This window comes from Pseudomonas sp. NFACC05-1, from assembly GCF_900100135.1.
Classification (GTDB): Bacteria; Pseudomonadota; Gammaproteobacteria; order Pseudomonadales; family Pseudomonadaceae; genus Aquipseudomonas; species Aquipseudomonas fluorescens_Q.
The window spans coordinates 41,851-66,629 of sequence record NZ_FMTR01000027.1 but is presented as its reverse complement, the minus strand read 5'-3'; the positions used below and the strand labels follow the sequence as shown (position 1 = coordinate 66,629).

The window sequence follows — 24,779 nt, the reverse complement described above, 5'->3', positions numbered from 1 at the left end:
TCAGCCCTCCTTCACGGGAGCGGGCGCCGACTGGCCGCTGTCTTTCAGCGCCTTGGTCACTTCCGGCGGCATGTATTTTTCGTCGTGCTTGGCCAGCACTTCATCGGCCACCACCACGCCGTCGGCGTTGAGCTTGCCCAGGGCGACGATGCCCTGCCCTTCGCGGAACAGGTCCGGGAGGATGCCGCGATAGGTGATGGTCACGGTCTTGTTGAAGTCGGTGACATTGAACTTCACATCCAGTGAATCCCCGGAGCGCTCCAGCGAGCCTTTTTCCACCATACCGCCAGCGCGGATGCGGGTGTCCTTGGGTGCTTCACCGTTGGCGATCTGGGTCGGGGTGTAGAACAGGTTGATGTTCTGCTTCAGGGCACTCAGGGCCAGGGCGACCGCGACACCGACACCCACCAGGATCGCAAGAATGATGACAAGACGTTTTTTGCGCAGCGGATTCACTGACCGTTCTCCCGGCGCAGACGACGCGCCTCTTGTTGCAGATACCGCTTGCGGGCCAGGATCGGCACCGCCACGTTGAGGGCCAGCACCACCAGGCAAATGCCATAGGCTGACCAGACATACAGGCCATGATGGCCCATGGCGAGGAAATCGCCGAATGAAGCGAAACTCATCGAACGGCCTCCAGACTGTTCTGCACTTCGGCCTTCACCCAACTGGCCCGGGACTCGCGCTTGAGCACTTCCAGACGCATGCGCAGCAACAGCACCGCGCCGAAGAAACAGTAGAAACCCAACACCGTCAGCAACAGCGGCAGCCACATTTCGACGGGCATCGCCGGTTTTTCGGTAAGGGTGAAGGTTGCGCCCTGGTGCAGGGTGTTCCACCACTCCACCGAGTACTTGATGATCGGGATGTTGATCACGCCGACAATCGCCAGCACTGCGCAGGCCTTGGCGGCACTGTCACGATTGCTGATGGCGTTGCCCAGCGCAATAAGACCGAAGTACAGGAACAGCAGGATCAGCATCGATGTCAGTCGCGCATCCCAGACCCACCATGAGCCCCAGGTCGGCTTGCCCCAGATGGCCCCGGTGACCAGCGCCACGGCCGTCATCCAGGCACCGATGGGCGCGGCGCATTGCAGGGCTACGTCGGCCAGCTTCATCTTCCACACCAGCCCGACCACACCGCACACCGCCAGCATCACGTAGACGGACTGGGCCAGCAGCGCCGTGGGCACGTGGATGTAGATGATGCGAAAGCTGTTGCCTTGCTGGTAGTCCGGCGGTGCGAAAGCCAGGCCCCAGACCACGCCAGAACCAATCAACAACAATGCAGCGATGCTCAACCATGGGAGCAGTTTGCCGCTGATGCCGTAGAACCACTTGGGTGAGCCGAGCTTGTGAAACCAGGTCCAGTTCATTGTTGTTTCCATCACGGTTGCGGCTCGCCGTCACGAACCGCCGGGGCAGCCTTTACTTCCAAAGAAGTGGTCAATTTTTGACCAGGCCTCGTTATTATTCGCCGACGCTGATCTTCAGGCCAGCGGCTATTGCAAAGGGTGTCAGGGTTATCGCCAGGGCGGTCAGGCTCCCAAGCCACAGCAGATAACCGGTCGCGGGCATGCCTTGCAGCGCCGCTTGCAAGGCACCACTGCCCAGGATCAGGACCGGGATATACAACGGCAGGATCAGCAGCGCCAGCAACAGGCCGCCGCGCTTCAACCCCACCGTCAACGCCGCGCCCACCGCACCGAGCAGGCTCAACACCGGCGTGCCCAGCAGCAGCGACACCAGCAGCACCGGCATGCACGCGCCGGGCAGCCCCAGCATCATTGCCAGCAATGGCGAGAGCAATACCAGTGCCAGCCCGGAAAAAACCCAGTGTGCCAGTACCTTGGCCAAAACCAGAAGGGCCAGGGGGTGCGACGAAAGGACCCACTGTTCCAGCGAGCCGTCTTCGAAATCACTGCGGAAAAGCCCGTCCAGCGAGAGCAGGACCGATAAAAGCGCGGCGACCCAGACCAGTCCCGGAGACAAGGTTTGCAACAATTGAGTCTCCGGCCCGACCGCCAACGGGAACAATGCAATGACAATCGCGAAGAACACCAGCGGATTGGCCAATTCGGCCGGACGACGGAACAGCAGGCGCGCCTCGCGGGCAAGCAACAGGCCAAACACACTCATACGGCCCAGTTCCCCAGATCAATGTTGCGATAACCGGCCGGCATCCGCGCCAGCGTGTGGTGGGTGGTCAAGAGCACCATGCCACCGTTTTCACAGTGCAGGGCCAAGTGTTCCTCGAGTTGCGCGACGCCCTGCTTGTCCAGGGCGGTGAATGGCTCGTCGAGAATCCACAGCGGCGGGCTGTCCAGGTACAGCCGGGCCAGCGCCACGCGGCGTTGCTGGCCGGCAGACAGGGTGTGGCTCGGCACGTCTTCAAAGCCGCGCAGCCCTACCGCCGCCAACGCCTGCCAGATCGCTTCGCGGCCGACCGGCGTATGCAATGCGCAGAGCCAACTGAGATTTTCTTCGGGGGTCAGCAAATCCTTGATACCGGCGGCATGGCCGATCCAGAGCAGATTGCGGGCCAGCTCGCTACGCTGGCCGTGCAAGGGCTGGCCATTGAGCAACACCTGGCCGGCGGTGGGCTGCATCAATCCGGCGAGCAGGCGCAGCAGGCTGGTCTTGCCGCTGCCGTTGGGACCACTGATCTGCACCATATCGCCGGGCGAGAGTCTCAATTCGAGATTTTCGAAAAGCAGCCGCAAGTCTCGCTCACAGGCGAGGCCAACGGTTTGCAGGAGAGGACTGGTCAAGGGATCGCGGGCCTTATACGGTTCAAGTCGGCGGTGCAGCGGCCGTTAAAGAGGTGCAGCATAGATGCTTTGACGGCCTGTTCCACAGAGCTGCGTCAAACAATTGCAAGGTTTTCGCCACTCCCTGAAAGACGGGCGGCATTATACATGTGATGCCCTACTCTCAAGAGGGCTTATTTTCCCCAGGGTAAGACCGCAGATGACAGGCGACATCAACATCCTGCCGCTGCCCCAGGCCACGGCAACGACGCGTATGCCAGCGGTGACGGGCGAGCTGCTCAAATTGCTGGCACCGGCCGAAGGGCTGATCGGCCCCGGCCAGACCGCCCAGGCCGAAGTGCTGTCGCTCAAGCAGGCGGACCAGACCTTCCAGTTGCTGCTCAAGGTCACATTGGAAAGCGGCCGCCAGACCACCGTGCAGGCCAGCAGCACCCAGCCGTTGCCACAGGGCACCAGCCTGGCCGTGACCCAACCGTCCGCCAGCAACCTGGCCATCACCGTGCAACAGGCCATCGCTTCCAGCGTCGCCACCCTGACCCGGATCGACACCGCACAGTTGCCGGTCGGCACCCTGCTGCAAGGCAAGGTGCTGACCAGCCAGGCCCTGCCGCAATTGCCGGGGCAACCGGCGGTGTATCGCTCGTTGGTGAGCCTGCTCAACACCGCCCAGGCCGGCAGCACCCTGGACATCGACAGCCCGCAACCGCTGCGAATCGGCACGCTGTTGAGTGCCCAGGTGCAAGATGCCCAGACGCTGAAGTTCGTTCCGCTGAGCAACCGCCACGAGCAATTGGCGGTGAGCCAGCAATTGGTCACGCAAATGAGCCAGCAGGGCTCGCTGGACAATCTGATCACCGTCCTGCAAAACCTTCCGGCCAACGATGACACCGGTGCCGAGCTGCGCGCCGCGGTGACACGCCTGTTGGCCAGCCTGCCGGATGTCCAGCAACTGAGCACGCCCAAGGGGCTGGCCCAGGCCATGGTCGCCAGCGGTGTGTTCCTGGAAAGCAAGTTACTCGCAGGACAGCCGCCGGGGCCGGCACCCGACCTCAAAGGCGACCTGCTCAAGCTGATCGCCCAACTGACGCCAGCCCTGCCCGCATCCACCAACCTCACGGCCATCATTGCCGCCAACACCCTGGCCCAAGTACTGCCCAGTTTTGTCCGCAACGCCCTGGGAACCCTCGGCCAGGTCAGCGCCAAGCCGCAACCCACCAGCTTCCCCCTGCCCTCGCGCCAGACGAAAGGCCAGGACGAAGAAGGCGACCTCGAACACCTGCTGCGCCTGGCCGCTGCCGCCGTGTCGCGCCTGCAAAGCCATCAATTGTCGAGCCTGGAGCAAACTGGCCTGACTGACGACGGTCGGCTGATGAGCACCTGGCAATTGGAAATCCCGATGCGCAATCTGCAGGACATCGTGTCCTTGCAGGTCAAGTTCCAGCGCGAGGAAACCCCGCCCCGGGAGCAACCAGACGAACGCCGTGAAGAACGCGAGCCGAAACAGCAGCTCTGGCGGGTGGAATTGGCGTTCGACATGGAACCGCTGGGGCCGCTGCAGGTTCAGGCGCAATTGCTCAGCGGCAGCCTGTCGAGCCAGCTGTGGGCCGAACGGCCGTACACCGCGAGCCTGATCGAAAGCAACCTGACAGCGCTGCGTGAGCGCCTGGTGACCTGTGGCCTGAACGTCGGCGACCTGGACTGCCACCTCGGCACTCCGCCCCAAGGCCCCAAGACTCGTCTGGAACAACGCTGGGTGGACGAAACCGCATGACAACCCACACCGAACCCCGCCAGGCCATCGCCCTCAAGTACGACGGCCACCACGCCCCGACCCTCACCGCCAAGGGCGACGAAGCCCTGGCCGAGGAAATCCTGCGGATCGCCCGGGAAAGCGAAGTACCGATTTATGAAAACGCTGAGTTGGTGAAGCTGTTGGCCCGGATGGAATTGGGCGACAGCATTCCGGAGGAGCTGTACCGCACGATTGCCGAGATCATTGCGTTTGCCTGGAACCTCAAGGGCAAGTTTCCCCAGGGCTACGACCCGAATGCGCCGAGTGCCGAGAAGGACGTGACGGACCGCGGCGAGGATTACTGATTACAGCAACGCTGTTCCCGTGGCGAGGGAGCTTGCTCCCGCTCGGTTGCGCAGCAACCGCAAAAAGATGGGGCCGCTGCGCGACCCAGCGGGAGCAAGCTCCCTCGCCACAGGGGCTGTTTGTTGGCTGGACTTTAGGGGAACGCCAGAAAAACCTGTGGGAGCGAGCTTGCTCGCGATGGCGGGCGCACAGTTGTGTTGACTGTTACACCGCTATCGCGAGCAAGCTCGCTCCCACATTGGATTGGGGTGAAGGCGATCAGCCGCCCTTGTGCAGCTTACTCATCAACTCCGCCTCGGCCTGGGTCAGGCCGCAAGCTTGGGTCAGTTCGTCGACGCTGGCGCCCATGCCCACCAGGCGGGCAGCCTGGGCGAAGGACAGGCTGGAGGGGTCGCGCTGTTCCAACTGGGCGAGTTTATCCGGCAACGGCGCGACCACGGCACGCAGCTCATGGAGCGCTTCGCCCATGCGCACGGTGCCGTTCTGGTAATCATCGACGCGCTTGGCCAGGTCCTTGATGCGCTGGTCACGCAGCGCATCGCCCTGGGCCTGCTGAGCGGCGATCTGCCGCTGGCCACGTATATACGCCAAGAACATCGCCAGCGTGCCTGCCCAGAAAAGGAACAGGACAATGACTGCTACCTCAAGAATCAAATCAGATACTCTCCAGTTCCGACCACTCTTCTTCGCTCATCATCTTGTCCAGTTCAACCAGAATCAGCAACTCGTTGTTCTTGTTGCACACGCCCTGAATGAACTTGGCGGATTCTTCGTTACCCACGTTCGGCGCAGTCTCGATTTCCGACTGACGCAGGTAAACCACTTCAGCGACGCTGTCGACCATGATGCCAACCACTTGCTTGTCGGCTTCGATGATGACGATCCGGGTGTTGTCGCTGATCTCGGCATTCATCAGGCCGAAGCGCTGGCGGGTATCTATCACTGTAACCACGTTGCCACGCAGGTTGATGATGCCCAGCACATAGCTCGGTGCACCCGGTACCGGGGCGATCTCGGTATAGCGCAGCACTTCCTGAACGCGCATCACGTTGATGCCGTAGGTTTCGTTATCGAGCTTGAAGGTTACCCATTGCAGAATCGGATCTTCAGAACCCTTTTGAGACGACGCCTTATCATTCATACCCTGACCCCTCGAAAAACCGCCTGTGGCGGCGTGTATTCTGTCCGGCGACGCTGTGCGCCGCCGGTTGTCTTATTTCGGTTTCTGGACCGGCTTCTTGCTGCCGCCCAAGTGTTTTGCCCCGCCGCTGGCGATCAGCTCCGCCAGCTCGGAAACGTCCAGCAAGGCGCACATATGCTCGATCACCGTACCGGCCAGCCATGGCCGTTGCCCTCGATGGCTGCGCCACTTGATCTCGTTCGGGTCCAGGCGCAGCGAACGGCTGACCTGATGCACCGCCAAACCCCACTCGTAACCTTGCACCGAAATCACGTATTGCAGGCCCTGGCGAAAATCATCGCGATAACGGTCCGGCATGACCCAGCGCGCGGTATCCAGCACCTTCAGGTTGCCGGCCTGGCTCGGCAGGATCCCGAGGAACCATTCCGGCTGGCCAAACAACGGCGTCAATTCCTGCCCGGCCAGGGAATAAATCGATCCCAGGCATACCAGCGGCACCGCCAGGGTCAACCCGGCCACATCGAACAACAAACACTCGAACGGCTCGGCGGCCCAGGCCGGACGGTCGTCGCCCGGCACCGGCGGAGGCGGGCTGCTCGGCGGCAGGTGGATTTCCACCACCGGCGTCACCAGGCCTTGCAGCAACGGGGCAACGGTCGAGACCGGCGCCAGGATCGGCGCAGGCGCGTCCATGACCGCCACCTGAGGCTTGATGAACGGTGCCTCGACCGCCGCAGCCACTACTGATTTCTGTGCATCACGGGCCTGCTCTTCGAGCACGGCCGCCTGAAACTCATCCAGCACACCCTTGGCTTCGACATTCTCGGGCAACGCCTCGATCAGGCTGGGCTGTGGTGGCAATTCTTCGGTCGCTTCCTGCAACAGCCCATCCAGATAGGATTGCAGGGCCATTTGCGGACGCGAAGTTGTCTTTATCGGGCGGCTCATAGGAACAGTGCGCCACTTGAAGAGGTTATCGGCATGAATGCGGTAGGACTTGAGCGTTCGCAAGCGAACGCAGTGCCAGTGGAAAGCCTCGTCACCTTAAGCCACCTGCTGTGGAACAAGCTGCTGGGCCAACAGGTGCTTGAGCAGCGCCCGGTAGGCCAGCACGCCACGGCTCTTGCCATCGAATTGCGAGGGCGTCACACCCGCGCGGCTGGCGTCCCGCAAGCGGGTATCGACGGGGATATAGCCTTGCCAGATGTCCTCCGGGTACATGTCCCGCAACACCCGCAGGGTGCCCAGGGACGCCTGGGTGCGACGATCGAACAAGGTCGGCACGATGTTGAAGGCCAGCGTCTGCTTGCGCGAGCGGTTGACCATCGCCAGTGTATTGACCATGCGCTCCAGGCCCTTGACGGCCAAGTGCTCGGTCTGCACCGGGATCACCAACTGCTGGCTGGCAGCCAAGGCATTGACCATCAGCAAACCCAGCAACGGCGGGCTGTCGATGATCGCGTAATCGAAATCCTGCCACAGCTGCGCCAGACTCTTGGCGATTACCAAGCCCAGCCCGCTCTGCCCGGGCGACTGTCGCTCCAGGGTGGCGAGAGCGGTGCTCGATGGCAGCAGGGAAATCCGCTCGTCGCTGGTGGACAACAGCAACTGCCCCGGCAGGCCCTCGGGCACAACGCCCTTGTGCAGGAACAGGTCGTAGTTGCTGTGCTCCAGGCTATCGGGATCGTAGCCGAAATAGCTGGTCATCGAGCCATGGGGGTCCAGATCGACGATGACCACGCGCTTGCCCGCCTCGGCCAGCAACCCGGCTAAAGCGATGGAAGATGTGGTCTTGCCCACACCACCTTTTTGATTGGCGACTGCCCAGACTCTCATTCGGATCGTTCCTCCCGGCCGAAACAGGCTCGACCGAGAAATAGCTCGGTTATAAAGCGGGTGACGGAGAATTGACGGCACTCTGTCTTCCCGGCGACTTGACCGGAGCCGGTGCAGTTTGTGTGCCAGCCCGCTTCAAGGCGGCGTCCGGTTTTGCATTGGCCGTGCCGGTACCGGTCAGGCTGCGGCGCACATCGAGGTTACGCGACACGACCAACACCACGCGCCGGTTACGCGCGCGCCCCTCGGCCGTGGCGTTATTGGCCACCGGCTGGAACTCGCCATAGCCCACCGACGCCAGGCGACCGGGGTTCACGCCCTGCATGGCCAACATGCGCACGATGCTCGCCGAACGGGCCGAGGACAGCTCCCAGTTGGTCGGGTACTGTGCGGTACGAATCGGCTGGTCATCGGTGAAGCCCTCGACATGGATCGGGTTGTCGAACGGTTTCAGGATCGCCGCCACCTTATCGATGATATTGAATGCCATATCACTGGGCATGGCGTCGCCGCTGCCGAACAACAGGCTGGAGTTGAGCTCGATCTCGACCCACAGCTCATTGCCACGCACGGTCATCTGGTTCGAGCTGATGAGGTCACCGAACGCCGCGCTGATGTCATCAGCGATGCTTTTCAGCGGATCGCTGCCACCGGCGATACCGGCATCGACCTGCTCGGCATCCCTGACCAGCGGCTTGGCCGGCGTCGTGGTCTTGGGTCGCTCATCACCTATGGGGATGGGCTTGAGGGCGCGGTCGGAGTCGGAAAAGACCCCAATCAACGCCTCGGAAATCACTTTGTACTTGCCTTCGTTGACCGACGAAATCGAGTACATGACCACGAAAAAGGCGAACAGCAGCGTAATGAAGTCGGCATAGGAAACCAGCCAGCGTTCATGGTTGACGTGTTCTTCATGATGCCTGCGACGAGCCATTTTCCATGTCTCCCATCAGTCCATGAAGCCCTGGAGCTTCAACTCAATGGAGCGCGGGTTTTCGCCTTCGGCGATCGACAGGATCCCTTCCAGCAGCATTTCGCGATAGCGCGACTGGCGCAACGCGATGGACTTGAGCTTGGCGGCGATCGGCAACAGCACCAGGTTCGCGCTGGCCACGCCATAGATCGTGGCGACGAACGCCACGGCGATGCCGCTGCCCAGTTGCGATGGATCGGCCAGGTTGCCCATTACATGGATCAGGCCCATCACCGCACCGATGATGCCGATGGTCGGCGCGTAGCCGCCCATGCTTTCGAATACCTTGGCCGCTTCGATATCGCGACTTTCCTGGGTGTAGAAATCCACTTCCAGAATGCTGCGGATGGCTTCCGGCTCGGCGCCGTCCACCAACAATTGCAGGCCTTTGCGTGAGTAGCTGTCAGGTTCGGCATCGGCCACCCCTTCCAGGCCCAGCAAGCCTTCCTTGCGCGCGGTCAGGCTCCAGTTCACCACCCGGTCGATACCACCGGCCAAGTCGACACGGGGCGGGAACAGAATCCAGATCAGCACCTGCATGGCGCGTTTGAAAGCGCTCATGGGCGACTGCAACAGCGCCGCGCCAATGGTGCCACCGAGCACGATCAACGCCGCCGGGCCGTTGGCCAGCGCGCCCAGATGCCCACCTTCCAGATAATTGCCGCCAATGATGGCGACGAACGCCATGACGATGCCGATCAGGCTGAGCACATCCATTACAGGCACGCCTCGACCAGGTGTCTACCGATGTCGTCCAGCCCGTACACCGCGTCGGCGAGGTCCGCCTTCACGATGGCCATCGGCATGCCGTAGATCACGCAGCTGGCTTCGTCCTGGGCCCAGATCGCACTGCCGCCTTGCTTGAGCAGGCGCGCACCTTCACGACCGTCGGCGCCCATGCCGGTGAGCACCACCGCCAGAACTTTGTCACCGTAGGACTTGGCCGCGGAACCGAAGGTAATGTCCACGCAAGGCTTGTAGTTCAGACGCTCGTCACCGGGCAGGATTTTCACCGCGCCCCGACCATCGATCATCATCTGCTTGCCACCGGGTGCCAACAACGCCAGGCCGGGACGCAGGATGTCGCCATCCTCGGCTTCCTTGACGCTGATGTTGCACAGCTTGTCCAGACGCTCCGCGAAAGCCTTGGTGAACGCCGCCGGCATGTGCTGGATCAACACGATGGGGGCCGGGAAGTTGGCCGGCAACTGGGTCAGGACCCGTTGCAGTGCCACCGGGCCACCCGTGGACGTACCGATAGCGACCAGCTTGTAGGCTTTGCGCTTGGGTGCCGGCGACGTTGCACTGGCGGGTGCCGAACGCGTCGGCGCAGGTGCCGGCGCGCTGCGTACCGGGGCCGGATTGAAACTGCTCGATGCCGTCGGCGCTGGCGCAGGGCTTGGTGCCGCAACCGGGGCTGGCGCCGGTGCGCTGTAGGCACCGACACGGCGATTGCTGCGGGAAATGCTGTGGACCTTTTCGCACAGCAACTGCCGGACCTTGTCGGGGTTGCGCGAAATGTCTTCGAAATTCTTCGGCAGGAAATCCACCGCCCCGGCGTCCAGCGCATCGAGGGTCACCCGAGCGCCTTCATGGGTCAGGGACGAGAACATCAATACCGGGGTCGGGCAGCGCTGCATGATATGCCGCACGGCCGTGATGCCGTCCATCATCGGCATCTCGTAGTCCATGGTGATCACGTCCGGCTTGAGCGCCAGGGCCTGATCAATCGCCTCTTTGCCATTGGTCGCGGTACCGACGACCTGAATACTCGTGTCCGCCGAAAGAATTTCCGAGACGCGGCGGCGGAAAAACCCCGAATCGTCCACCACCAGGACTTTAACTACCATAAACACTCCGTTAGACGAGGCGCGGCCCTGGGCCACGCCCCTCCAGAATCAAATACGCCGAGCGGCGTAACGCTTGAGCATGCTTGGCACATCGAGGATCAACGCGATGCGGCCGTCGCCGGTGATGGTGGCGCCGGACATGCCCGGGGTGCCCTGGAGCATCTTGCCCAACGGCTTGATGACCACTTCTTCCTGGCCCACCAACTGGTCGACAACGAAGCCGATCCGCTGGGTGCCCACCGAAAGGATCACCACGTGGCCTTCGCCCTGCTCCACATGAGCGGCGGAACTGACCAGCCAGCGCTTGAGGTAGAACAGCGGCAGTGCCTTGTCCCGTACGATCACCACTTCCTGGCCGTCCACCACGTTGGTGCGCGACAGGTCGAGGTGGAAAATCTCGTTGACGTTGACCAGCGGGAAGGCGAACGCCTGGTTGCCCAGCATCACCATCAGGGTCGGCATGATCGCCAGGGTCAGCGGGACCTTGATGACGATCTTCGAGCCCTGGCCCTTGGTCGAGTAGATATTGATCGAACCGTTGAGCTGGGAAATCTTGGTTTTCACCACGTCCATGCCCACGCCACGGCCCGACACGTCGGAAATCTCGGTCTTGGTCGAGAAACCTGGGGCGAAGATCAGGTTGTAGCACTCGGTGTCGCTCAGGCGGTCAGCGGCATCCTTGTCCATCACACCGCGTTTCACCGCGATGGAACGCAGCACGTTAGGGTCCATGCCTTTGCCGTCGTCGGAGATCGATAGCAGGATGTGGTCGCCTTCCTGCTCGGCGGCCAGGATCACCTTGCCGCTGCGGACCTTGCCCGAGGCTTCGCGTTCTTCCGGCGACTCGATGCCGTGGTCGACCGCGTTGCGCACCAAGTGGACCAGCGGGTCGGCCAGGGCCTCGACAAGGTTCTTGTCGAGGTCGGTTTCTTCACCCACCAGTTCCAGGTTGATTTCTTTCTTGAGCTGGCGAGCCAGGTCGCGAACCAGGCGCGGGAAGCGCCCGAAGACTTTCTTGATCGGCTGCATCCGGGTCTTCATGACCGCGGTCTGCAGATCCGCCGTGACCACGTCGAGGTTCGACACGGCCTTGGACATGGCTTCATCCTGGCTGTTGAGGCCCAGGCGCACCAGACGGTTACGCACCAGCACCAGTTCGCCGACCATGTTCATGATCTCGTCCAGGCGCGCGGTATCGACCCGAACAGTGGTCTCGGCTTCGCTGGCCGGTTTTTCCGCTGGCGCAGCCGCCGCAGCACGGGCGGGCGCCGGAGCAGCAGCGGCAGGCTTGGCAGGTTCGGCCTTCGGTTCCGGTGCCTTGGCAGCGGGTTTGGGCGCAGCCTTGGCCGCCGGTGCAGCCGCTGCGGCAGCGGCAGCAGGCGCAGCAGAAGCGGTACCGACTTCGCTGAACTTGCCCTTGCCATGCAACTCGTCGAGCAGTGATTCGAATTCGTGATCGCTGATCAGGTCGCTGCCCGCGGTAGCAGCGGCAGGCTTGGCCGGTGTCGGCGCCGAAGCGATGGCTGAATCCAGCGCGTCAACGGCAAAGGTGCCCTTGCCATGCAACTGATCGAGCAAGGCTTCGAATTCGTCGTCGGTGATGTCCGAGCTGTCGCCCGCGGCTTTCGGGGCGGCCGGAGCCGTCGGCGGCACGACCGCATCCGGCGCGAACTGGCCCTTGCCATGGAGCTGGTCGAGCAGTGACTCGAACTCGGCATCGGTGATTTCATCGCTGGCAGCCCCATCGGCGACCGGTGCAGCAGGTGCAGCCGGAGCGACCGGCGCCTCGGCCTGGGCCTTGACGGTATTCAGGGAGTCCAGCAGTTGTTCGAATTCGTTATCGGTGATGTCGCCCGATGCCTCGGCGACCGGTTCTTCAACCGCAGGCTCGGCAACCGGAGCCGCTTCGTCAGCCGATTGCGGCTCGGCCAGGCGCGCCAGCGCAGCGAGCAGTTCGGGGGTGGCAGCGGTGATCGGCGAGCGCTCACGCACTTCGCTGAACATGCTGTTGACCGCATCCAGCGCTTCAAGCACCACGTCCATCAGTTCCGAATCAACGCGACGCTCACCCTTGCGCAGGATGTCGAACACGTTTTCGGCAATGTGACAGCACTCCACCAACTCGTTGAGCTGGAGGAAGCCGGCGCCTCCTTTTACAGTGTGGAAACCGCGAAAAATTGCATTGAGCAGATCCGCATCATCTGGTCGGCTTTCCAGCTCGACCAGCTGTTCAGACAGTTGCTCTAGAATCTCGCCGGCCTCAACCAGGAAATCCTGAAGGATCTCTTCATCGGCGCCGAAGCTCATTAATGGCTGCTCCTAAAACAGGGCTAAAACTCAGAATCCAAGGCTGGACAGCAAATCGTCCACATCGTCCTGACCGGACATAACGTCTTCTCTTTTATCGGCATGAATCTGCGGACCTTCACCCTGAGAGAGATGTTTTTGTGGATCTTTTTCAGCGAGCATCGCTTCACGGTCGTGTTCGATGCCTGCAAAGCGGTCGACCTGGCTGGCCATCAACACCAGTTTGAGCAGGTTGCTTTCGACTTCGGTGACCAACTGGGTCACGCGCTTGATCACCTGACCGGTCAGGTCTTGATAGTCCTGAGCCAGCAGGATGTCGTTGAGGTTACTGGCCACGGCGCGGTTCTCGTTGCTGCTGCGCGTCAGGAAACCGTCGACCCGACGGGCCAGCTCCCGAAATTCTTCGGCGCCGACTTCGCGCCGCATGAACCGACCCCAGTCGGTGCTCAAGGCCTGGGCTTCGTCGCTCAGGCCATTGACCAGGGGCGTTGCGCTTTCCACCAGGTCCATGGTGCGGTTGGCCGCAGCCTCGGTCAGCTTGACCACATAACCCAGACGCTCGGTGGCGTCGGTGATCTGCGAGACTTCCTCGGCCTGCGGCATATTCGGGTCGATCTGGAAATTGACAATCGCGCTGTGCAATTCACGCGTGAGCTTGCCCACCTCCTGATACAGACCGCGGTCACGGGTCTGGTTGAGCTCATGGATCATTTGAACCGCATCGCCAAAGCGACCTTTTTCAAGGCTGTCGACCAGTTCGCGGGCATGTTTTTTCAGGGTCGATTCGAAATCGCCCATTGAAGATTCGTTATCCATAGCTCCCCCGTGGCGCCGTTAACCGATGCGTTCGAAGATTTTTTCGATCTTCTCTTTCAACGCCTGGGCCGTGAAGGGTTTGACCACATAGCCGTTTACACCGGCCTGGGCCGCTTCGATGATCTGCTCGCGCTTGGCTTCGGCAGTGACCATCAGCACCGGCAGATGCTTGAGTTTTTCGTCGGCACGCACCTGGCGCAACAGGTCGATACCGGTCATGCCCGGCATGTTCCAGTCGGTGACCAGGAAATCGAAGTTGCCACTGTGCAACATCGGGAGCGCAGTGGTCCCGTCATCTGCTTCGGCCGTGTTGGTGAACCCAAGGTCACGCAACAGGTTTTTTATGATCCGCCGCATCGTTGAGAAGTCATCAACGATGAGGATTTTCATGTTCTTGTCCAATTCGACCTCCAAGCAGTCTTAAACGCGCCCAGCACCTGGACGCGCCATTTCAATCAATCCGGCACAACACTCGACAACGGTCTGGAGCACAACGGATGGAGACTGGTACAGCACCTGCCAGGCCAGCCTCGTTCGCAGTGTCCCCACACTGCCTGTCAACGCGCTCGCCACTCCCCCAAACGCCCCCGCAAACGGGCCGCGCACTGGCTGTGTAACTGGCTGACCCGCGATTCGCTGACCCCCAGGACCTCACCGATTTCCTTGAGGTTCAGCTCTTCGTCGTAGTACAGCGCCAAGACCAGCCGCTCACGCTCCGGCAGATTGGCAATCGCATCCGCCAGCGCGCTCTGGAAACGTTCATCTTCCAGGTCACGCGACGGCTCCATGTGAGCACTTGCATTATCCTCGTGCAGCCCTTCATGCTCGCCGTCCTGCAACAGGTCGTCGAAACTGAACAGGCGACTGCCCAAGGTATCGTTCAAAATCCCGTAATAATCGTCGAGACTCAACTGGAGTTCGGCCGCAACCTCGTGATCTTTAGCGTCACGCCCGGTTTTAGCTTCAATTGCCCGAATTGCATCACTGACCATGCGGGTATTGCGGTGTACCGAACGCGGCGCCCAATCGCCCTTGCGGACTTCATCGAGCATCGCACCGCGAATGCGAATACCGGCATACGTCTCGAAACTCGCGCCCTTGCTCGCGTCGTATTTGTTCGACACTTCGAGCAGGCCGATCATGCCCGCCTGGATCAAGTCCTCGACCTGGACACTGGCCGGCAACCGCGCCAGCAAGTGATAGGCGATACGCTTGACCAGTGGCGCGTAACGCTCGATCAATTCGTATTGGGCGTCCCGTGCCGATTTTTTGTAGAGATGGTTGTAACCGCTGGCTGTCATAGCACGGGCCCTGCTGTTTGTTGCACAAGACGCTCGACGAAAAATTCCAGATGCCCGCGAGGGTTGGCCGGCAGTGGCCAGGTATCGACCTTCTGGGCGATTGCCTTGAACGCCAGCGCGCATTTGGAACGTGGAAAGGCTTCATAAACGGCACGTTGCTTCTGGACGGCCTTGCGTACGCTTTCGTCGTAAGGCACTGCGCCGACGTATTGTAGGGCGACGTCCAGGAAACGATCCGTGACCTTTGTCAACTTGGCGAACAGGTTGCGTCCTTCCTGCGGGCTCTGGGCCATGTTGGCCAGGACGCGGAAGCGGTTCATGCCATAGTCGCGGTTAAGCAACTTGATCAGGGCATAGGCGTCGGTGATGGACGTCGGTTCGTCGCAGACCACCAGCAGCACTTCCTGGGCCGCGCGGACAAAACTGACGACCGAGTCACCGATACCGGCTGCGGTGTCGATCACCAGCACATCGAGGTTGTCGCCGATGTCGCTGAAAGCCTGGATCAGGCCCGCGTGCTGGGCCGGGGTCAGGTGAACCATGCTCTGGGTGCCTGAGGCAGCCGGCACGATGCGAATCCCGCCCGGCCCCTGCAACAATACGTCACGCAGCTCACAGCGCCCTTCAATCACGTCCGCCAGCGTGCGTTTGGGTGTAAGCCCCAACAACACGTCGACGTTCGCCAGGCCCAGGTCGGCGTCCAGCAGCATGACCCGTCGGCCAAGCTCTGCCAGAGCCAGGGACAAGTTCACTGACACGTTAGTCTTCCCGACGCCACCTTTGCCGCCGGTCACCGCGATCACCTGTACGGGATGCATGCTGCCCATGTTCGTTCTTTACCTTGTCTTACTTAGACGGAGGCCACATTACTGGCTGCGCGTTCACATACGGAACAATGCATGGCAGACCATCGATGTAGGTACAAAAAATATTCATGATTACCTCAGCCGACCTGCTTGGTCGGGCTGTGGTAGATATCAGCGAACATATCAGCCATGGCTTCTTCGCTGGGTTCTTCCTGCATTTGCACACTCACGGCACGACTGACCAGTTGATGACGGCGCGGCAGATGCAAATCATCCGGGATCCGCGGCCCGTCGGTCAGGTAGGCCACCGGTAATTCATGACCGATCGCCAGGCTCAACACCTCGCCCAGGCTTGCCGTTTCGTCCAGCTTAGTCAGGATGCAGCCGGCCAGCCCGCAGCGTTTGTAGCTGTGGTATGCGGCGGTTAGAACCTGTTTCTGGCTGGTGGTTGCCAATACGAGATAATTTTTTGACTTGATACCGCGTCCGGCCAGGCTTTCGAGCTGCATGCGCAGGGCTGGATCGCTGGCTTGCAGGCCTGCGGTATCGATCAGCACGACGCGTTTGCGCAGCAGCGGCTCCAGCGCCTGGGCCAGGGACTGACCCGGATCCACATGGGTCACCGACACATTGAGGATCCGGCCGAGGGTCTTGAGTTGTTCCTGGGCGCCGATACGGAAACTGTCCATGCTCACCAGGGCAATGCTCTGGGCGCCGTACTTGAGTACATAACGGGCGGCGAGCTTGGCCAGGGTGGTGGTCTTGCCCATGCCGGCAGGACCGACCATGGCGATTACCCCGCCTTCTTCCAACGGCTCGACTTCCGGGGTCGCGATCATCCGCGCCAAGTGCGCCAGCAACATGCGCCAGGCCTGACGAGGCTCCTCGATATCATTGATCAGCGCCAGCAGGTCCCGGGACAACGGGCCGGACAGGCCGATGCGTTGCAGGCGACGCCACAGGTTGGCCTGGGCTGGACGGCTGCCTTGCAGCTGGTTCCAGGCCAGGGAGCCGAGCTGGACTTCCATCAGCTCACGCAGGCTGTTGAGTTCAAAGCGCATCGAATCCAGGGCCCGCGGATCGACACCCCGGGCAGGCGCTGCGGGCGCTGGCTCAGGACGACGCGGTTCGGCGTGGGCCTGCTCGATCAGCGGTTCGGCAGCAGTCAAAGGCAGGCCGGCCGTCAGCGGCTGACCGGCAAACAATTGACGATTGGTGCCTGCCGCGCCCTCGCCTTCGCTGCTGCGCAGGCTCAGCTCGGCCTGGGCGCTGGCGATGCGCGATTGGGTCTTGCGCAGCTCGTCTTCAAGTTCCATGTTCGGAACCCGGGGAGCCAGCGCCGACAATTTATAATCCAGCGCAGCCGTCAGTTCGACACCGCCAGCGATCCGGCGATTACCGATGATGGCCGCTTCAGCGCCCAGCTCGTCACGAACCAGCTTCATGGCCTGACGCATATCGGCGGCGAAAAAACGCTTCACTTGCATAAACCACTACCTCAGCCGTTGGGCCCTACTGTCGCAACGATGGTCACTTGCTTGTTGTCCGGTATTTCCTGGTACGCCAGCACATGCAGCCCCGGAACCGCGAGGCGCCCGAATCGCGAGAGCATCGCGCGAATCGGACCGGCCACCAGCAGGATCACCGGTTGGCCTTGCATCTCTTGCCGCTGGGCTGCTTCGATCAGCGAACGCTGCAGCTTCTCGGCCATGCTTGGCTCCAGCAGAACACCCTCTTCCGAGCCTTGTCCTGCCTTCTGCAGACTATTGAGCAATATCTGTTCCAACCTTGGCTCCAAGGTGATCACAGGCAGCTCAGACTCAGTGCCTACAATGCTTTGGACGATTGCACGGGACACGCCGACCCGAACCGCAGCCACCAGGGCGGCGGTATCTTGACTCTTGGAAGCGTTGTTGGCGATAGCCTCGGCAATACTGCGTATGTCGCGCACGGGCACCTGTTCGGCCAACAGCGCCTGCAGCACCTTGAGCAACTGCGACAACGAAACCACACCCGGCACCAGCTCTTCGGCCAGCTTCGGCGAGCCTTTGGCCAGTACTTGCAGGAGTTGCTGGACTTCTTCGTGGCCGATCAGCTCGCTGGAGTGCTTGTACAGGATCTGGTTCAAGTGGGTCGCCACCACTGTACTGGCGTCCACCACGGTGTAGCCAAGGGACTGCGCCTGGGCCCGTTGACTGATTTCGATCCACACCGCTTCCAGGCCGAAAGCCGGATCCTTGGCGGTGATGCCGTTGAGGCTGCCGTAGACCTGCCCCGGGTTGATCGCCAGCTCGCGATCCGGGTAGATCTCGGCTTCAGCCAGGATCACCCCCATCAAGGTCAAGCGATACGCGCTCGGCGCCAGATCGAGGTTGTCGCGGATATGCACGGTGGGCATCAAGAAGCCCAGGTCTTGGGAGAGCTTCTTGCGCACCCCCTTGATACGCGCCAGCAACTGACCACCCTGGTTGCGGTCGACCAATGGAATCAGGCGGTAACCGACTTCCAGGCCGATCATGTCGATAGGCGTCACGTCATCCCAGCCCAGTTCCTTGGTTTCCATGGCGCGGGCCGGCGACGGCAGCAGCTCCTGCTGACGCTTGACCTCTTGCAGGGCCTGGACTTTCTGCACGTTCTGCTTTTTCCAGAACAGGTAGGCGCCACCGGCAGCCATGGCAGCCATGGTCAGAAAGGAAAAGTGCGGCATTCCCGGCACGATCCCCATCACCGCCATCAAGCCTGCGGCCACGGCCAAGGCCTTGGGCGAGGCGAACATCTGACGACCAATTTGCTTGCCCATGTCTTCGGAGCCCGAAGCGCGGGTCACCATGATCGCAGCAGCTGTGGATAGCAACAGTGATGGCAATTGCGCCACCAAACCGTCACCGATGGTCAGCAGGGCGTACACCTTACCGGCATCGCCAAAAGTCATGCCGTGCTGGAAGATACCGACGGCCATGCCGCCGATCAGGTTAATGAACAGAATCAGCAAACCGGCGATGGCGTCACCGCGTACGAATTTGCTGGCACCGTCCATGGAACCGTAGAACTCGGCCTCCTGGGCCACTTCCAGACGACGCAGCTTGGCCTGGCTCTGGTCGATCAAGCCGGCGTTGAGGTCGGCGTCGATCGCCATTTGCTTGCCAGGCATCGCATCGAGGGTAAAACGCGCGCTCACCTCGGAAATCCGTCCGGCACCCTTGGTCACCACGACGAAGTTGATGATCATCAAAATGGCGAAGACCACGATACCGACCACATAGTTGCCGCCGATCACCACCTCACCGAACGCCTGGATCACCTTACCGGCGGCAGCGTGCCCTTCATGCCCGTGGATCATCACGACCCGGGTGGAGGCCACGTTCAACGCCAGGCGCATCAACGTGGCTACCAGCAGGATGGTGGGGAATACTGCGAAATCCAATGGCCGCAAGGCGTAGACACAAACGAGCAGCACCACGATCGACAGCGCGATGTTGAACGTGAAGAACACGTCCAGCAGGAACGGCGGCACCGGCAGCATCATCATGGCGAGCATGACCAGCAGCAACAGCGGCACACCCAGGTTACCCCGGCTGAGGTCTGCTACGTTGCTGCGAGCGGTGCTGAGTAACTGAGAGCGATCCACCAATAATCCCCGTGCCTGTAAAGCAAACTTTTGACGCCCCGGACGGGCGCAGACGGGGTATTGCAAGAAGCCTTCCAACTTTGGCCGCAGGTAGGAACGGAGGGCGCTACAGGAAAAATCATGCCCCGCCGAACGCAGAACCTGTAGTGAGGGGATTTATCCCCGACGGGCTGCGAAGCGGCCCCTGAATCTGGGATATTCAGGTATGCCTGGGGAATTGAGTGGGTCTGGTTTGGGGCCGCTTCGCAGCCCAGCGGGAGCAAGCTCCCTCGCCACAGGTCCACCGTGTCCCCGCTCCAAACAGTTCTGCACCTGGTTCAACGCCTGCAATAGCCAGACTCAGGAATCCCGTCGCAAATCCGGCGGAATCGGCAAATCCTTGAGTGGCTCGGGGCGCTTGCCCTTGCCGGCGCGGTGTTGGCGGATCTGGTAGACGTAGGCCAGTACCTGGGCCACGGCCAGGTACAGGCCGCCAGGGATTTCCTGATCGAGTTCGGTGGAGTAGTAAATCGATCGCGCCAGGGCCGGGGATTCGAGCAACATCACTTCATTGGCCACGGCGATTTCACGGATTTTCAGCGCCAGGAAGTCACTGCCCTTGGCCAGCAACACCGGAGCGTTGCCTTTTTCGGGGTCGTACTTGAGGGCTACGGCGTAGTGAGTCGGGTTGGTGATAACCACATCGGCGTCGGGGATCGCCGCCATCATCCGCCGCTGGGACACCTCGCGCTGCAACTGGCGAATCCGCTGCTTGACCTCCGGCTTGCCCTCCTGGTCCTTGTGCTCGTCGCGTATCTCCTGCTTGGTCATCATCAACTTCTGCTTGCTCTGATACAGCTGGATTGGCACATCGATGGCAGCGATCAGGATCAGGCCGCAGGCCATCCACAATGTGCTCCAGCCCACCAACTGCACACTATGGATAATGGCCTGCTCCAGAGGCTCATGGGCGATGCGCAACAGGTCGTCAATGTCGGACTGCAAGACGGTGAGCGCCACAAACAGAATCAGCAGGAATTTCCCAAAAGCCTTGAGCAGCTCCATCAGCGCCGTAGTAGAGAACATACGTTTGATGCCGGCGGCCGGATTCATCCGGCTGAATTTAGGGGCCAAGCTCTTGCCGGCGAACAGCCAGCCACCGAGGGAAATCGGGCCAATGATGGCAGCCAACAACAAGAAGAGCAGGACTGGCTGTACCGACAGAATCGCAATTTTTCCCGAGTGCAGCAGATACTGCCCCATCGCTCCCGGACTCAGCAGCACTTCACGGGGCAGGGAGAAATTCAGCCGCATGATTTCCAGCAAGTCCAAGGCCAACCCACCACCATAAATCAGCAACCCGCCCGCCCCGGCCAGCATCACCGCCAGGGTATTGAGTTCCTTGGAGCGAGCGATCTCACCCTTTTCCCGGGACTCCCTCTTGCGCTTATCCGTGGGGTCTTCTGTCTTGTCCTGACCACTCTCGCTCTCGGCCATGGTTCAGCGCGCCTGTGCCATGTCGCGTAAAAGCTGCAAGGCCTGGGTAGCCAGCGGCTGATACTGATTGAGGATATCCCCCAGGCTGACCCAGAAAATCACCATGCCCAGCACAAGGGTGAGCGGGAAACCAATGGAGAAAATATTCAACTGCGGCGCCGCGCGGGTCATCACGCCAAACGCGATGTTGACTATCAGCAACGCGGTGATCGCCGGCAATACCAGCACCATCGCCGCACCCAGGACCCAGCCGAGCTTGCCGGCGATTTCCCAGAAATGATTGACCAGCAACGCACTGCCCACCGGCATCGTGGTGAAACTCTCGGTCAACACCTCGAACACCACCAGATGCCCGTTCATGGCGAGGAACAACAGAGTCACCAGCATCGTCAGGAACTGACCGATCACCGCCGTGTTGACGCCGTTGGTAGGGTCGATCATGGACGCGAAGGCCATGCCCATCTGGATCGAGATGATTTGCCCGGCCACCACGAAGGCCTGGAAGAACAGCTGCAGCGAAAACCCCATCAAGGCGCCGATGAGGATCTGCTCGGCGATCAACATCAGGCCGCTGAGATCCAAGGCATTGACCGGCGGCATCGGTGGTAACCCAGGCGCAATGACCACCGTGATGGCCAAGGCGAAATACAGCCGCACGCGGGTCGGCACCAGGGTCGTGCCGAAGACTGGCATGCTCATGAGTACCGCGGTGACGCGAAACAGCGGCAGGATGAACGACGCCACCCAGGTACTGATCTGGGTGTCCGTCAGCGCGAGCATCGACATGGGGTCAGCCGATCAACTGCGGAATACTGCCATACAGCTGCAGAATGTATTCCATGAAGGTTTGTACCAGCCAGGGGCCAGCGACGATCAGCGTCACCAGCATCACCAGCAGGCGCGGCAGGAAGCTCAAGGTCTGTTCGTTGATCTGGGTCGCGGCCTGGAACATTGCCACCAGCAACCCCACCAGCAGACTGGGGATCACCAGGATGGCAACCATTATGGTCGTCAGCCAGAGTGCTTCACGGAACAGGTCTACCGCTACTTCAGGCGTCATATCGCCCTCCCCGCACAAAAGGCCTAAACACCGCCGAAACTGCCCGCCAGGGTACCGATGATCAGCGCCCAGCCATCCACCAACACAAACAGCATGATCTTGAACGGCAAGGAAATGATCAGCGGAGAGAGCATCATCATGCCCATGGCCATCAGGATACTGGCGACCACCAGGTCAATGATCAGGAACGGGATGAAAATCATGAAGCCGATCTGGAACGCGGTCTTGAGTTCAGAGGTCACGAACGCTGGCACCAGGATGGTCAGCGGCGCCTGGTCGGCACTGGGGATATCGGTGCGCTTGGACAGGCGCATGAACAGCTCCAGGTCGCTGCTGCGAGTCTGGGCCAGCATGAAATCCTTGATCGGCACTTCAGCCTTGGCCACGGCATCCTGGGCGGTGATTTTTTCTGCCAGGTAGGGTTGCAGCGCATCCTGGTTCACCCGGTCGAACACCGGCGCCATGATGAACATGGTCAAAAACAGCGCCATACCGGTGAGGATCTGGTTCGAGGGGGTCTGTTGCAGGCCCAGGGCCTGGCGCAGGATCGAAAAGACAATGATGATCCGGGTGAAGCTGGTCATCAGCATGACGAACGCCGGGATGAAACTCAGCGCGGTCATGATCAGCAGGATCTGCAGGCTGACCGAGTATTCCTGGGCCCCTTCGGCGTTGGTTCCGAGGGTGATCGCCGGGATCGACAGCGGATCGGCGGCGAACGCCAACGGTGCGGCCAGCATCAAGGCCAATGCCAACAGAATGCGCAATGGCATTACTTTTTATCCTTCTGGTCTTTACCCAACAGTTCCATGAGGCGCTGGGCAAATTCGGGGCTGGCCTGCTCGGCGGAGGGCACCTGCACCGGCTCCTTGAGGACGTGCAAGGCGGTGATGGTGCCCGGGCTCAAGCCGAGCAGGATCTGCTCGTTACCGACCTGTACCAGCACCAGCCGGTCGCGTGGCCCGAGCGCGCGCGAACCGACGATGTCGATGACCTGCCCCTTGCCAGCCGGCCCCGCCTGCTGCACACGCCGCAATAACCAGGCGAGAAAGAAGATCAAGCCCAGAACCAGCAGCAAGCCGAGCACCAACTGCGCCAATTGCCCGGCGATACCACTGCCTGCTACCGGCGCAGCGGCGGCCGTGGCAACCGGTTCGGCCGCCAGCACACTCAATGGCAGCATCGCGGCTGCAGCGAAGAAACCTTTCACTCAGCGCAACTTCTTGATGCGTTCGCTCGGGCTGATCACGTCCGTCAGGCGAATGCCGAACTTCTCGTTGACCACCACCACTTCGCCATGGGCGATCAAGGTACCGTTGACCAGTACGTCGAGCGGCTCGCCGGCCAGGCGGTCCAGTTCGATCACCGAACCCTGGTTGAGCTGCAGCAGGTTGCGGATGTTGATGTCGGTGCTGCCCACTTCCATGGAGATCGACACCGGGATATCGAGGATCACATCCAGGTTCGGACCATCGAGCGTCACCGGCTCATGACTCTTCGGCACGCTGCCAAATTCTTCCATCTGCAGGCGACTGGACGCATGGGCGCCAGTATCGGCCGCCAGCAAGGCGTCGATGTCGGCTTGCCCGGCATCGCCGGTTTCTTCCAGGGCCGCGGCCCATTCGTCGGCCAGCGCCTGGTCATCCTGGGTATTCATATCGTCAGCCATCATGTTTCCTCGGCGGGCAAAAATTCAGTTAGAAGCAAAAAACCGTTACAAACTTAAGGCGTTCGACACCGCTCAGCGGCGTTCGATCGGCTCGATCACCTGCAACGCCAGGTTGCCTTTGTGAGAGCCCATCTTGACCTTGAAGGCCGGCACGCCATTGGCGCGCATGATCATGTCTTCCGGCATCTCTACGGGGATGATGTCCCCCGGCTGCATGTGCAGGATGTCCCGCAGGCGCAGTTGCCGGCGAGCGACCGTCGCACCGATCGGCACGTCGACATCCAGCACGTCCTGGCGCAAGGCATTGATCCAGCGCTCGTCCTGATCGTCGAGGTCCGACTGGAAACCGGCGTCGAGCATTTCACGCACCGGCTCGATCATCGAGTACGGCATGGTCACGTGCAGATCGCCGCCACCGCCATCGAGTTCGATGTGGAAGGTCGAGACCACAATGGCCTCGCTCGGGCCGACAATGTTGGCCATGGCCGGGTTCACTTCCGAGTTGATGTACTCGAAGTTCACTTCCATGATCGCCTGCCAGGCTTCCTTCAGGTCGACGAAGGCCTGCTCCAGCACCATGCGCACCACCCGCAACTCGGTTGGGGTGAATTCCCGACCTTCGATCTTGGCGTGACGGCCGTCACCACCGAAGAAGTTGTCCACCAGCTTGAACACCAACTTGGCGTCAAGGATGAACAACGCGGTGCCGCGCAACGGCTTGATCTTCACCAGATTGAGACTGGTGGGCACGTACAGCGAGTGCACGTACTCGCCGAACTTCATCACCTGCACGCCACCGACGGCCACATCGGCCGAACGGCGCAGCATGTTGAACATGCTGATGCGGGTGTAGCGGGCGAAACGTTCGTTGATCATTTCCAGGGTCGGCATGCGTCCGCGAACGATGCGATCCTGGCTGGTCAGGTCGTAGCTTTTGACGCTGCCCGGTTCAGCAGCGTTTTCGGTCTGTACCAGACCGTCGTCGACACCATGCAACAGCGCATCGATTTCGTCCTGGGACAGCAGGTCCTGCACGGCCATG

28 protein-coding genes are annotated in these 24,779 nt (G+C 61.1%); 2 read left to right on the top strand and 26 right to left on the bottom strand.

Annotation, left to right across the window (positions count from 1 at the left end):
- The 5 genes from ccmE to ccmA form a co-directional block, all read right to left on the bottom strand.
- Complete coding sequence (gene ccmE / locus BLO97_RS26500; RefSeq protein ID WP_063322386.1) at positions 1 to 456, bottom strand: cytochrome c maturation protein CcmE; 456 nt, start codon at positions 454 to 456, stop codon at positions 1 to 3.
- Complete coding sequence (gene ccmD, locus BLO97_RS26495) at positions 453 to 629, bottom strand: heme exporter protein CcmD (protein ID WP_003199159.1); 177 nt, start codon at positions 627 to 629, stop codon at positions 453 to 455. Before ccmD ends, ccmE begins: the two co-directional genes overlap by 4 nt.
- Positions 626 to 1,381 carry a heme ABC transporter permease gene (locus BLO97_RS26490; RefSeq protein WP_063322387.1) on the bottom strand — a complete coding sequence of 252 codons (756 nt, stop codon included), beginning with the start codon at positions 1,379 to 1,381 and terminating at the stop codon, positions 626 to 628. The genes ccmD and BLO97_RS26490 overlap by 4 nt, the downstream gene beginning before the upstream one ends.
- A gap of 94 nt (positions 1,382 to 1,475) precedes the next feature.
- A complete protein-coding gene (ccmB, locus tag BLO97_RS26485) occupies positions 1,476 to 2,144 on the bottom strand; it encodes a heme exporter protein CcmB (protein WP_003199151.1) in 669 nt (222 codons plus the stop codon).
- Positions 2,141 to 2,776: a cytochrome c biogenesis heme-transporting ATPase CcmA gene (ccmA, locus tag BLO97_RS26480; RefSeq protein ID WP_092348956.1), complete on the bottom strand. Its 636-nt coding sequence runs from the start codon at positions 2,774 to 2,776 to the stop codon at positions 2,141 to 2,143. The genes ccmB and ccmA overlap by 4 nt, the downstream gene beginning before the upstream one ends.
- A gap of 199 nt (positions 2,777 to 2,975) precedes the next feature.
- Between ccmA and BLO97_RS26475 the strand changes: the two genes are divergently transcribed.
- Complete coding sequence (locus BLO97_RS26475) at positions 2,976 to 4,547, top strand: flagellar hook-length control protein FliK (RefSeq protein ID WP_092348953.1); 1,572 nt, start codon at positions 2,976 to 2,978, stop codon at positions 4,545 to 4,547.
- A complete protein-coding gene (locus BLO97_RS26470; RefSeq protein ID WP_063322390.1) occupies positions 4,544 to 4,873 on the top strand; it encodes an EscU/YscU/HrcU family type III secretion system export apparatus switch protein in 330 nt (109 codons plus the stop codon). Before BLO97_RS26475 ends, BLO97_RS26470 begins: the two co-directional genes overlap by 4 nt.
- Before the next feature lie 259 nt (positions 4,874 to 5,132).
- Here the strand turns inward: BLO97_RS26470 and BLO97_RS26465 are convergent, their stop codons facing one another.
- The 21 genes from BLO97_RS26465 to fliM all read right to left on the bottom strand — a co-directional run bounded on the left by BLO97_RS26465 (position 5,133) and on the right by fliM (position 24,778).
- Positions 5,133 to 5,528: a DUF2802 domain-containing protein gene (locus BLO97_RS26465; RefSeq protein ID WP_003183966.1), complete on the bottom strand. Its 396-nt coding sequence runs from the start codon at positions 5,526 to 5,528 to the stop codon at positions 5,133 to 5,135.
- 1 nt (position 5,529) lies between these two features.
- Positions 5,530 to 6,015, bottom strand: a complete 486-nt coding sequence (locus BLO97_RS26460) for a chemotaxis protein CheW (RefSeq protein ID WP_003199144.1) — start codon at positions 6,013 to 6,015, stop codon at positions 5,530 to 5,532.
- A 72-nt stretch (positions 6,016 to 6,087) separates the two neighbouring features.
- Complete coding sequence (locus BLO97_RS26455) at positions 6,088 to 6,963, bottom strand: CheW domain-containing protein (protein ID WP_092348950.1); 876 nt, start codon at positions 6,961 to 6,963, stop codon at positions 6,088 to 6,090.
- 96 nt (positions 6,964 to 7,059) lie between these two features.
- Positions 7,060 to 7,851: a ParA family protein gene (locus tag BLO97_RS26450; protein ID WP_053120309.1), complete on the bottom strand. Its 792-nt coding sequence runs from the start codon at positions 7,849 to 7,851 to the stop codon at positions 7,060 to 7,062.
- 49 nt (positions 7,852 to 7,900) lie between these two features.
- Complete coding sequence (gene motD, locus BLO97_RS26445) at positions 7,901 to 8,785, bottom strand: flagellar motor protein MotD (RefSeq protein WP_072341651.1); 885 nt, start codon at positions 8,783 to 8,785, stop codon at positions 7,901 to 7,903.
- A gap of 15 nt (positions 8,786 to 8,800) precedes the next feature.
- Complete coding sequence (locus BLO97_RS26440; RefSeq protein ID WP_063322393.1) at positions 8,801 to 9,541, bottom strand: flagellar motor protein; 741 nt, start codon at positions 9,539 to 9,541, stop codon at positions 8,801 to 8,803.
- Positions 9,541 to 10,674: a protein-glutamate methylesterase/protein-glutamine glutaminase gene (locus tag BLO97_RS26435; protein ID WP_072341648.1), complete on the bottom strand. Its 1,134-nt coding sequence runs from the start codon at positions 10,672 to 10,674 to the stop codon at positions 9,541 to 9,543. The genes BLO97_RS26440 and BLO97_RS26435 overlap by 1 nt, the downstream gene beginning before the upstream one ends.
- Positions 10,675 to 10,722: 48 nt before the next feature.
- Positions 10,723 to 12,981 (bottom strand): chemotaxis protein CheA, encoded by a 2,259-nt coding sequence (locus tag BLO97_RS26430; RefSeq protein ID WP_092348947.1) that lies wholly within the window; start codon positions 12,979 to 12,981, stop codon positions 10,723 to 10,725.
- Positions 12,982 to 13,011: 30 nt separating this feature from the next.
- On the bottom strand, positions 13,012 to 13,797 hold the full coding sequence (locus BLO97_RS26425) for a protein phosphatase CheZ (RefSeq protein WP_063322395.1): 786 nt from the start codon (positions 13,795 to 13,797) through the stop codon (positions 13,012 to 13,014).
- 18 nt (positions 13,798 to 13,815) lie between these two features.
- Positions 13,816 to 14,187 carry a chemotaxis response regulator CheY gene (locus BLO97_RS26420; protein ID WP_003199125.1) on the bottom strand — a complete coding sequence of 124 codons (372 nt, stop codon included), beginning with the start codon at positions 14,185 to 14,187 and terminating at the stop codon, positions 13,816 to 13,818.
- Positions 14,188 to 14,354: 167 nt separating this feature from the next.
- A complete protein-coding gene (gene fliA / locus BLO97_RS26415; protein ID WP_014337177.1) occupies positions 14,355 to 15,098 on the bottom strand; it encodes an RNA polymerase sigma factor FliA in 744 nt (247 codons plus the stop codon).
- Positions 15,095 to 15,925: a flagellar synthesis regulator FleN gene (gene fleN, locus BLO97_RS26410; RefSeq protein WP_003184001.1), complete on the bottom strand. Its 831-nt coding sequence runs from the start codon at positions 15,923 to 15,925 to the stop codon at positions 15,095 to 15,097. The genes fliA and fleN overlap by 4 nt, the downstream gene beginning before the upstream one ends.
- Before the next feature lie 116 nt (positions 15,926 to 16,041).
- A complete protein-coding gene (gene flhF, locus BLO97_RS26405) occupies positions 16,042 to 17,391 on the bottom strand; it encodes a flagellar biosynthesis GTPase FlhF (RefSeq protein ID WP_063322396.1) in 1,350 nt (449 codons plus the stop codon).
- Positions 17,392 to 17,402: 11 nt separating this feature from the next.
- Positions 17,403 to 19,532 carry a flagellar biosynthesis protein FlhA gene (gene flhA / locus BLO97_RS26400; protein WP_092145041.1) on the bottom strand — a complete coding sequence of 710 codons (2,130 nt, stop codon included), beginning with the start codon at positions 19,530 to 19,532 and terminating at the stop codon, positions 17,403 to 17,405.
- Between the two features lie 339 nt (positions 19,533 to 19,871).
- A complete protein-coding gene (flhB, locus tag BLO97_RS26395) occupies positions 19,872 to 21,008 on the bottom strand; it encodes a flagellar biosynthesis protein FlhB (protein WP_092144955.1) in 1,137 nt (378 codons plus the stop codon).
- 3 nt (positions 21,009 to 21,011) lie between these two features.
- On the bottom strand, positions 21,012 to 21,794 hold the full coding sequence (fliR, locus tag BLO97_RS26390; RefSeq protein WP_063322398.1) for a flagellar biosynthetic protein FliR: 783 nt from the start codon (positions 21,792 to 21,794) through the stop codon (positions 21,012 to 21,014).
- Between the two features lie 4 nt (positions 21,795 to 21,798).
- Positions 21,799 to 22,068 (bottom strand): flagellar biosynthesis protein FliQ, encoded by a 270-nt coding sequence (gene fliQ, locus BLO97_RS26385; protein ID WP_014337170.1) that lies wholly within the window; start codon positions 22,066 to 22,068, stop codon positions 21,799 to 21,801.
- 23 nt (positions 22,069 to 22,091) lie between these two features.
- Complete coding sequence (fliP, locus tag BLO97_RS26380) at positions 22,092 to 22,841, bottom strand: flagellar type III secretion system pore protein FliP (protein ID WP_003199111.1); 750 nt, start codon at positions 22,839 to 22,841, stop codon at positions 22,092 to 22,094.
- Complete coding sequence (gene fliO / locus BLO97_RS26375) at positions 22,841 to 23,251, bottom strand: flagellar biosynthetic protein FliO (RefSeq protein WP_063325145.1); 411 nt, start codon at positions 23,249 to 23,251, stop codon at positions 22,841 to 22,843. The genes fliP and fliO overlap by 1 nt, the downstream gene beginning before the upstream one ends.
- 27 nt (positions 23,252 to 23,278) lie before the next feature.
- On the bottom strand, positions 23,279 to 23,737 hold the full coding sequence (gene fliN, locus BLO97_RS26370) for a flagellar motor switch protein FliN (RefSeq protein WP_003199107.1): 459 nt from the start codon (positions 23,735 to 23,737) through the stop codon (positions 23,279 to 23,281).
- A 72-nt stretch (positions 23,738 to 23,809) separates the two neighbouring features.
- Positions 23,810 to 24,778 (bottom strand): flagellar motor switch protein FliM, encoded by a 969-nt coding sequence (gene fliM, locus BLO97_RS26365; RefSeq protein WP_003184019.1) that lies wholly within the window; start codon positions 24,776 to 24,778, stop codon positions 23,810 to 23,812.
- Position 24,779: the final 1 nt, after the last annotated feature.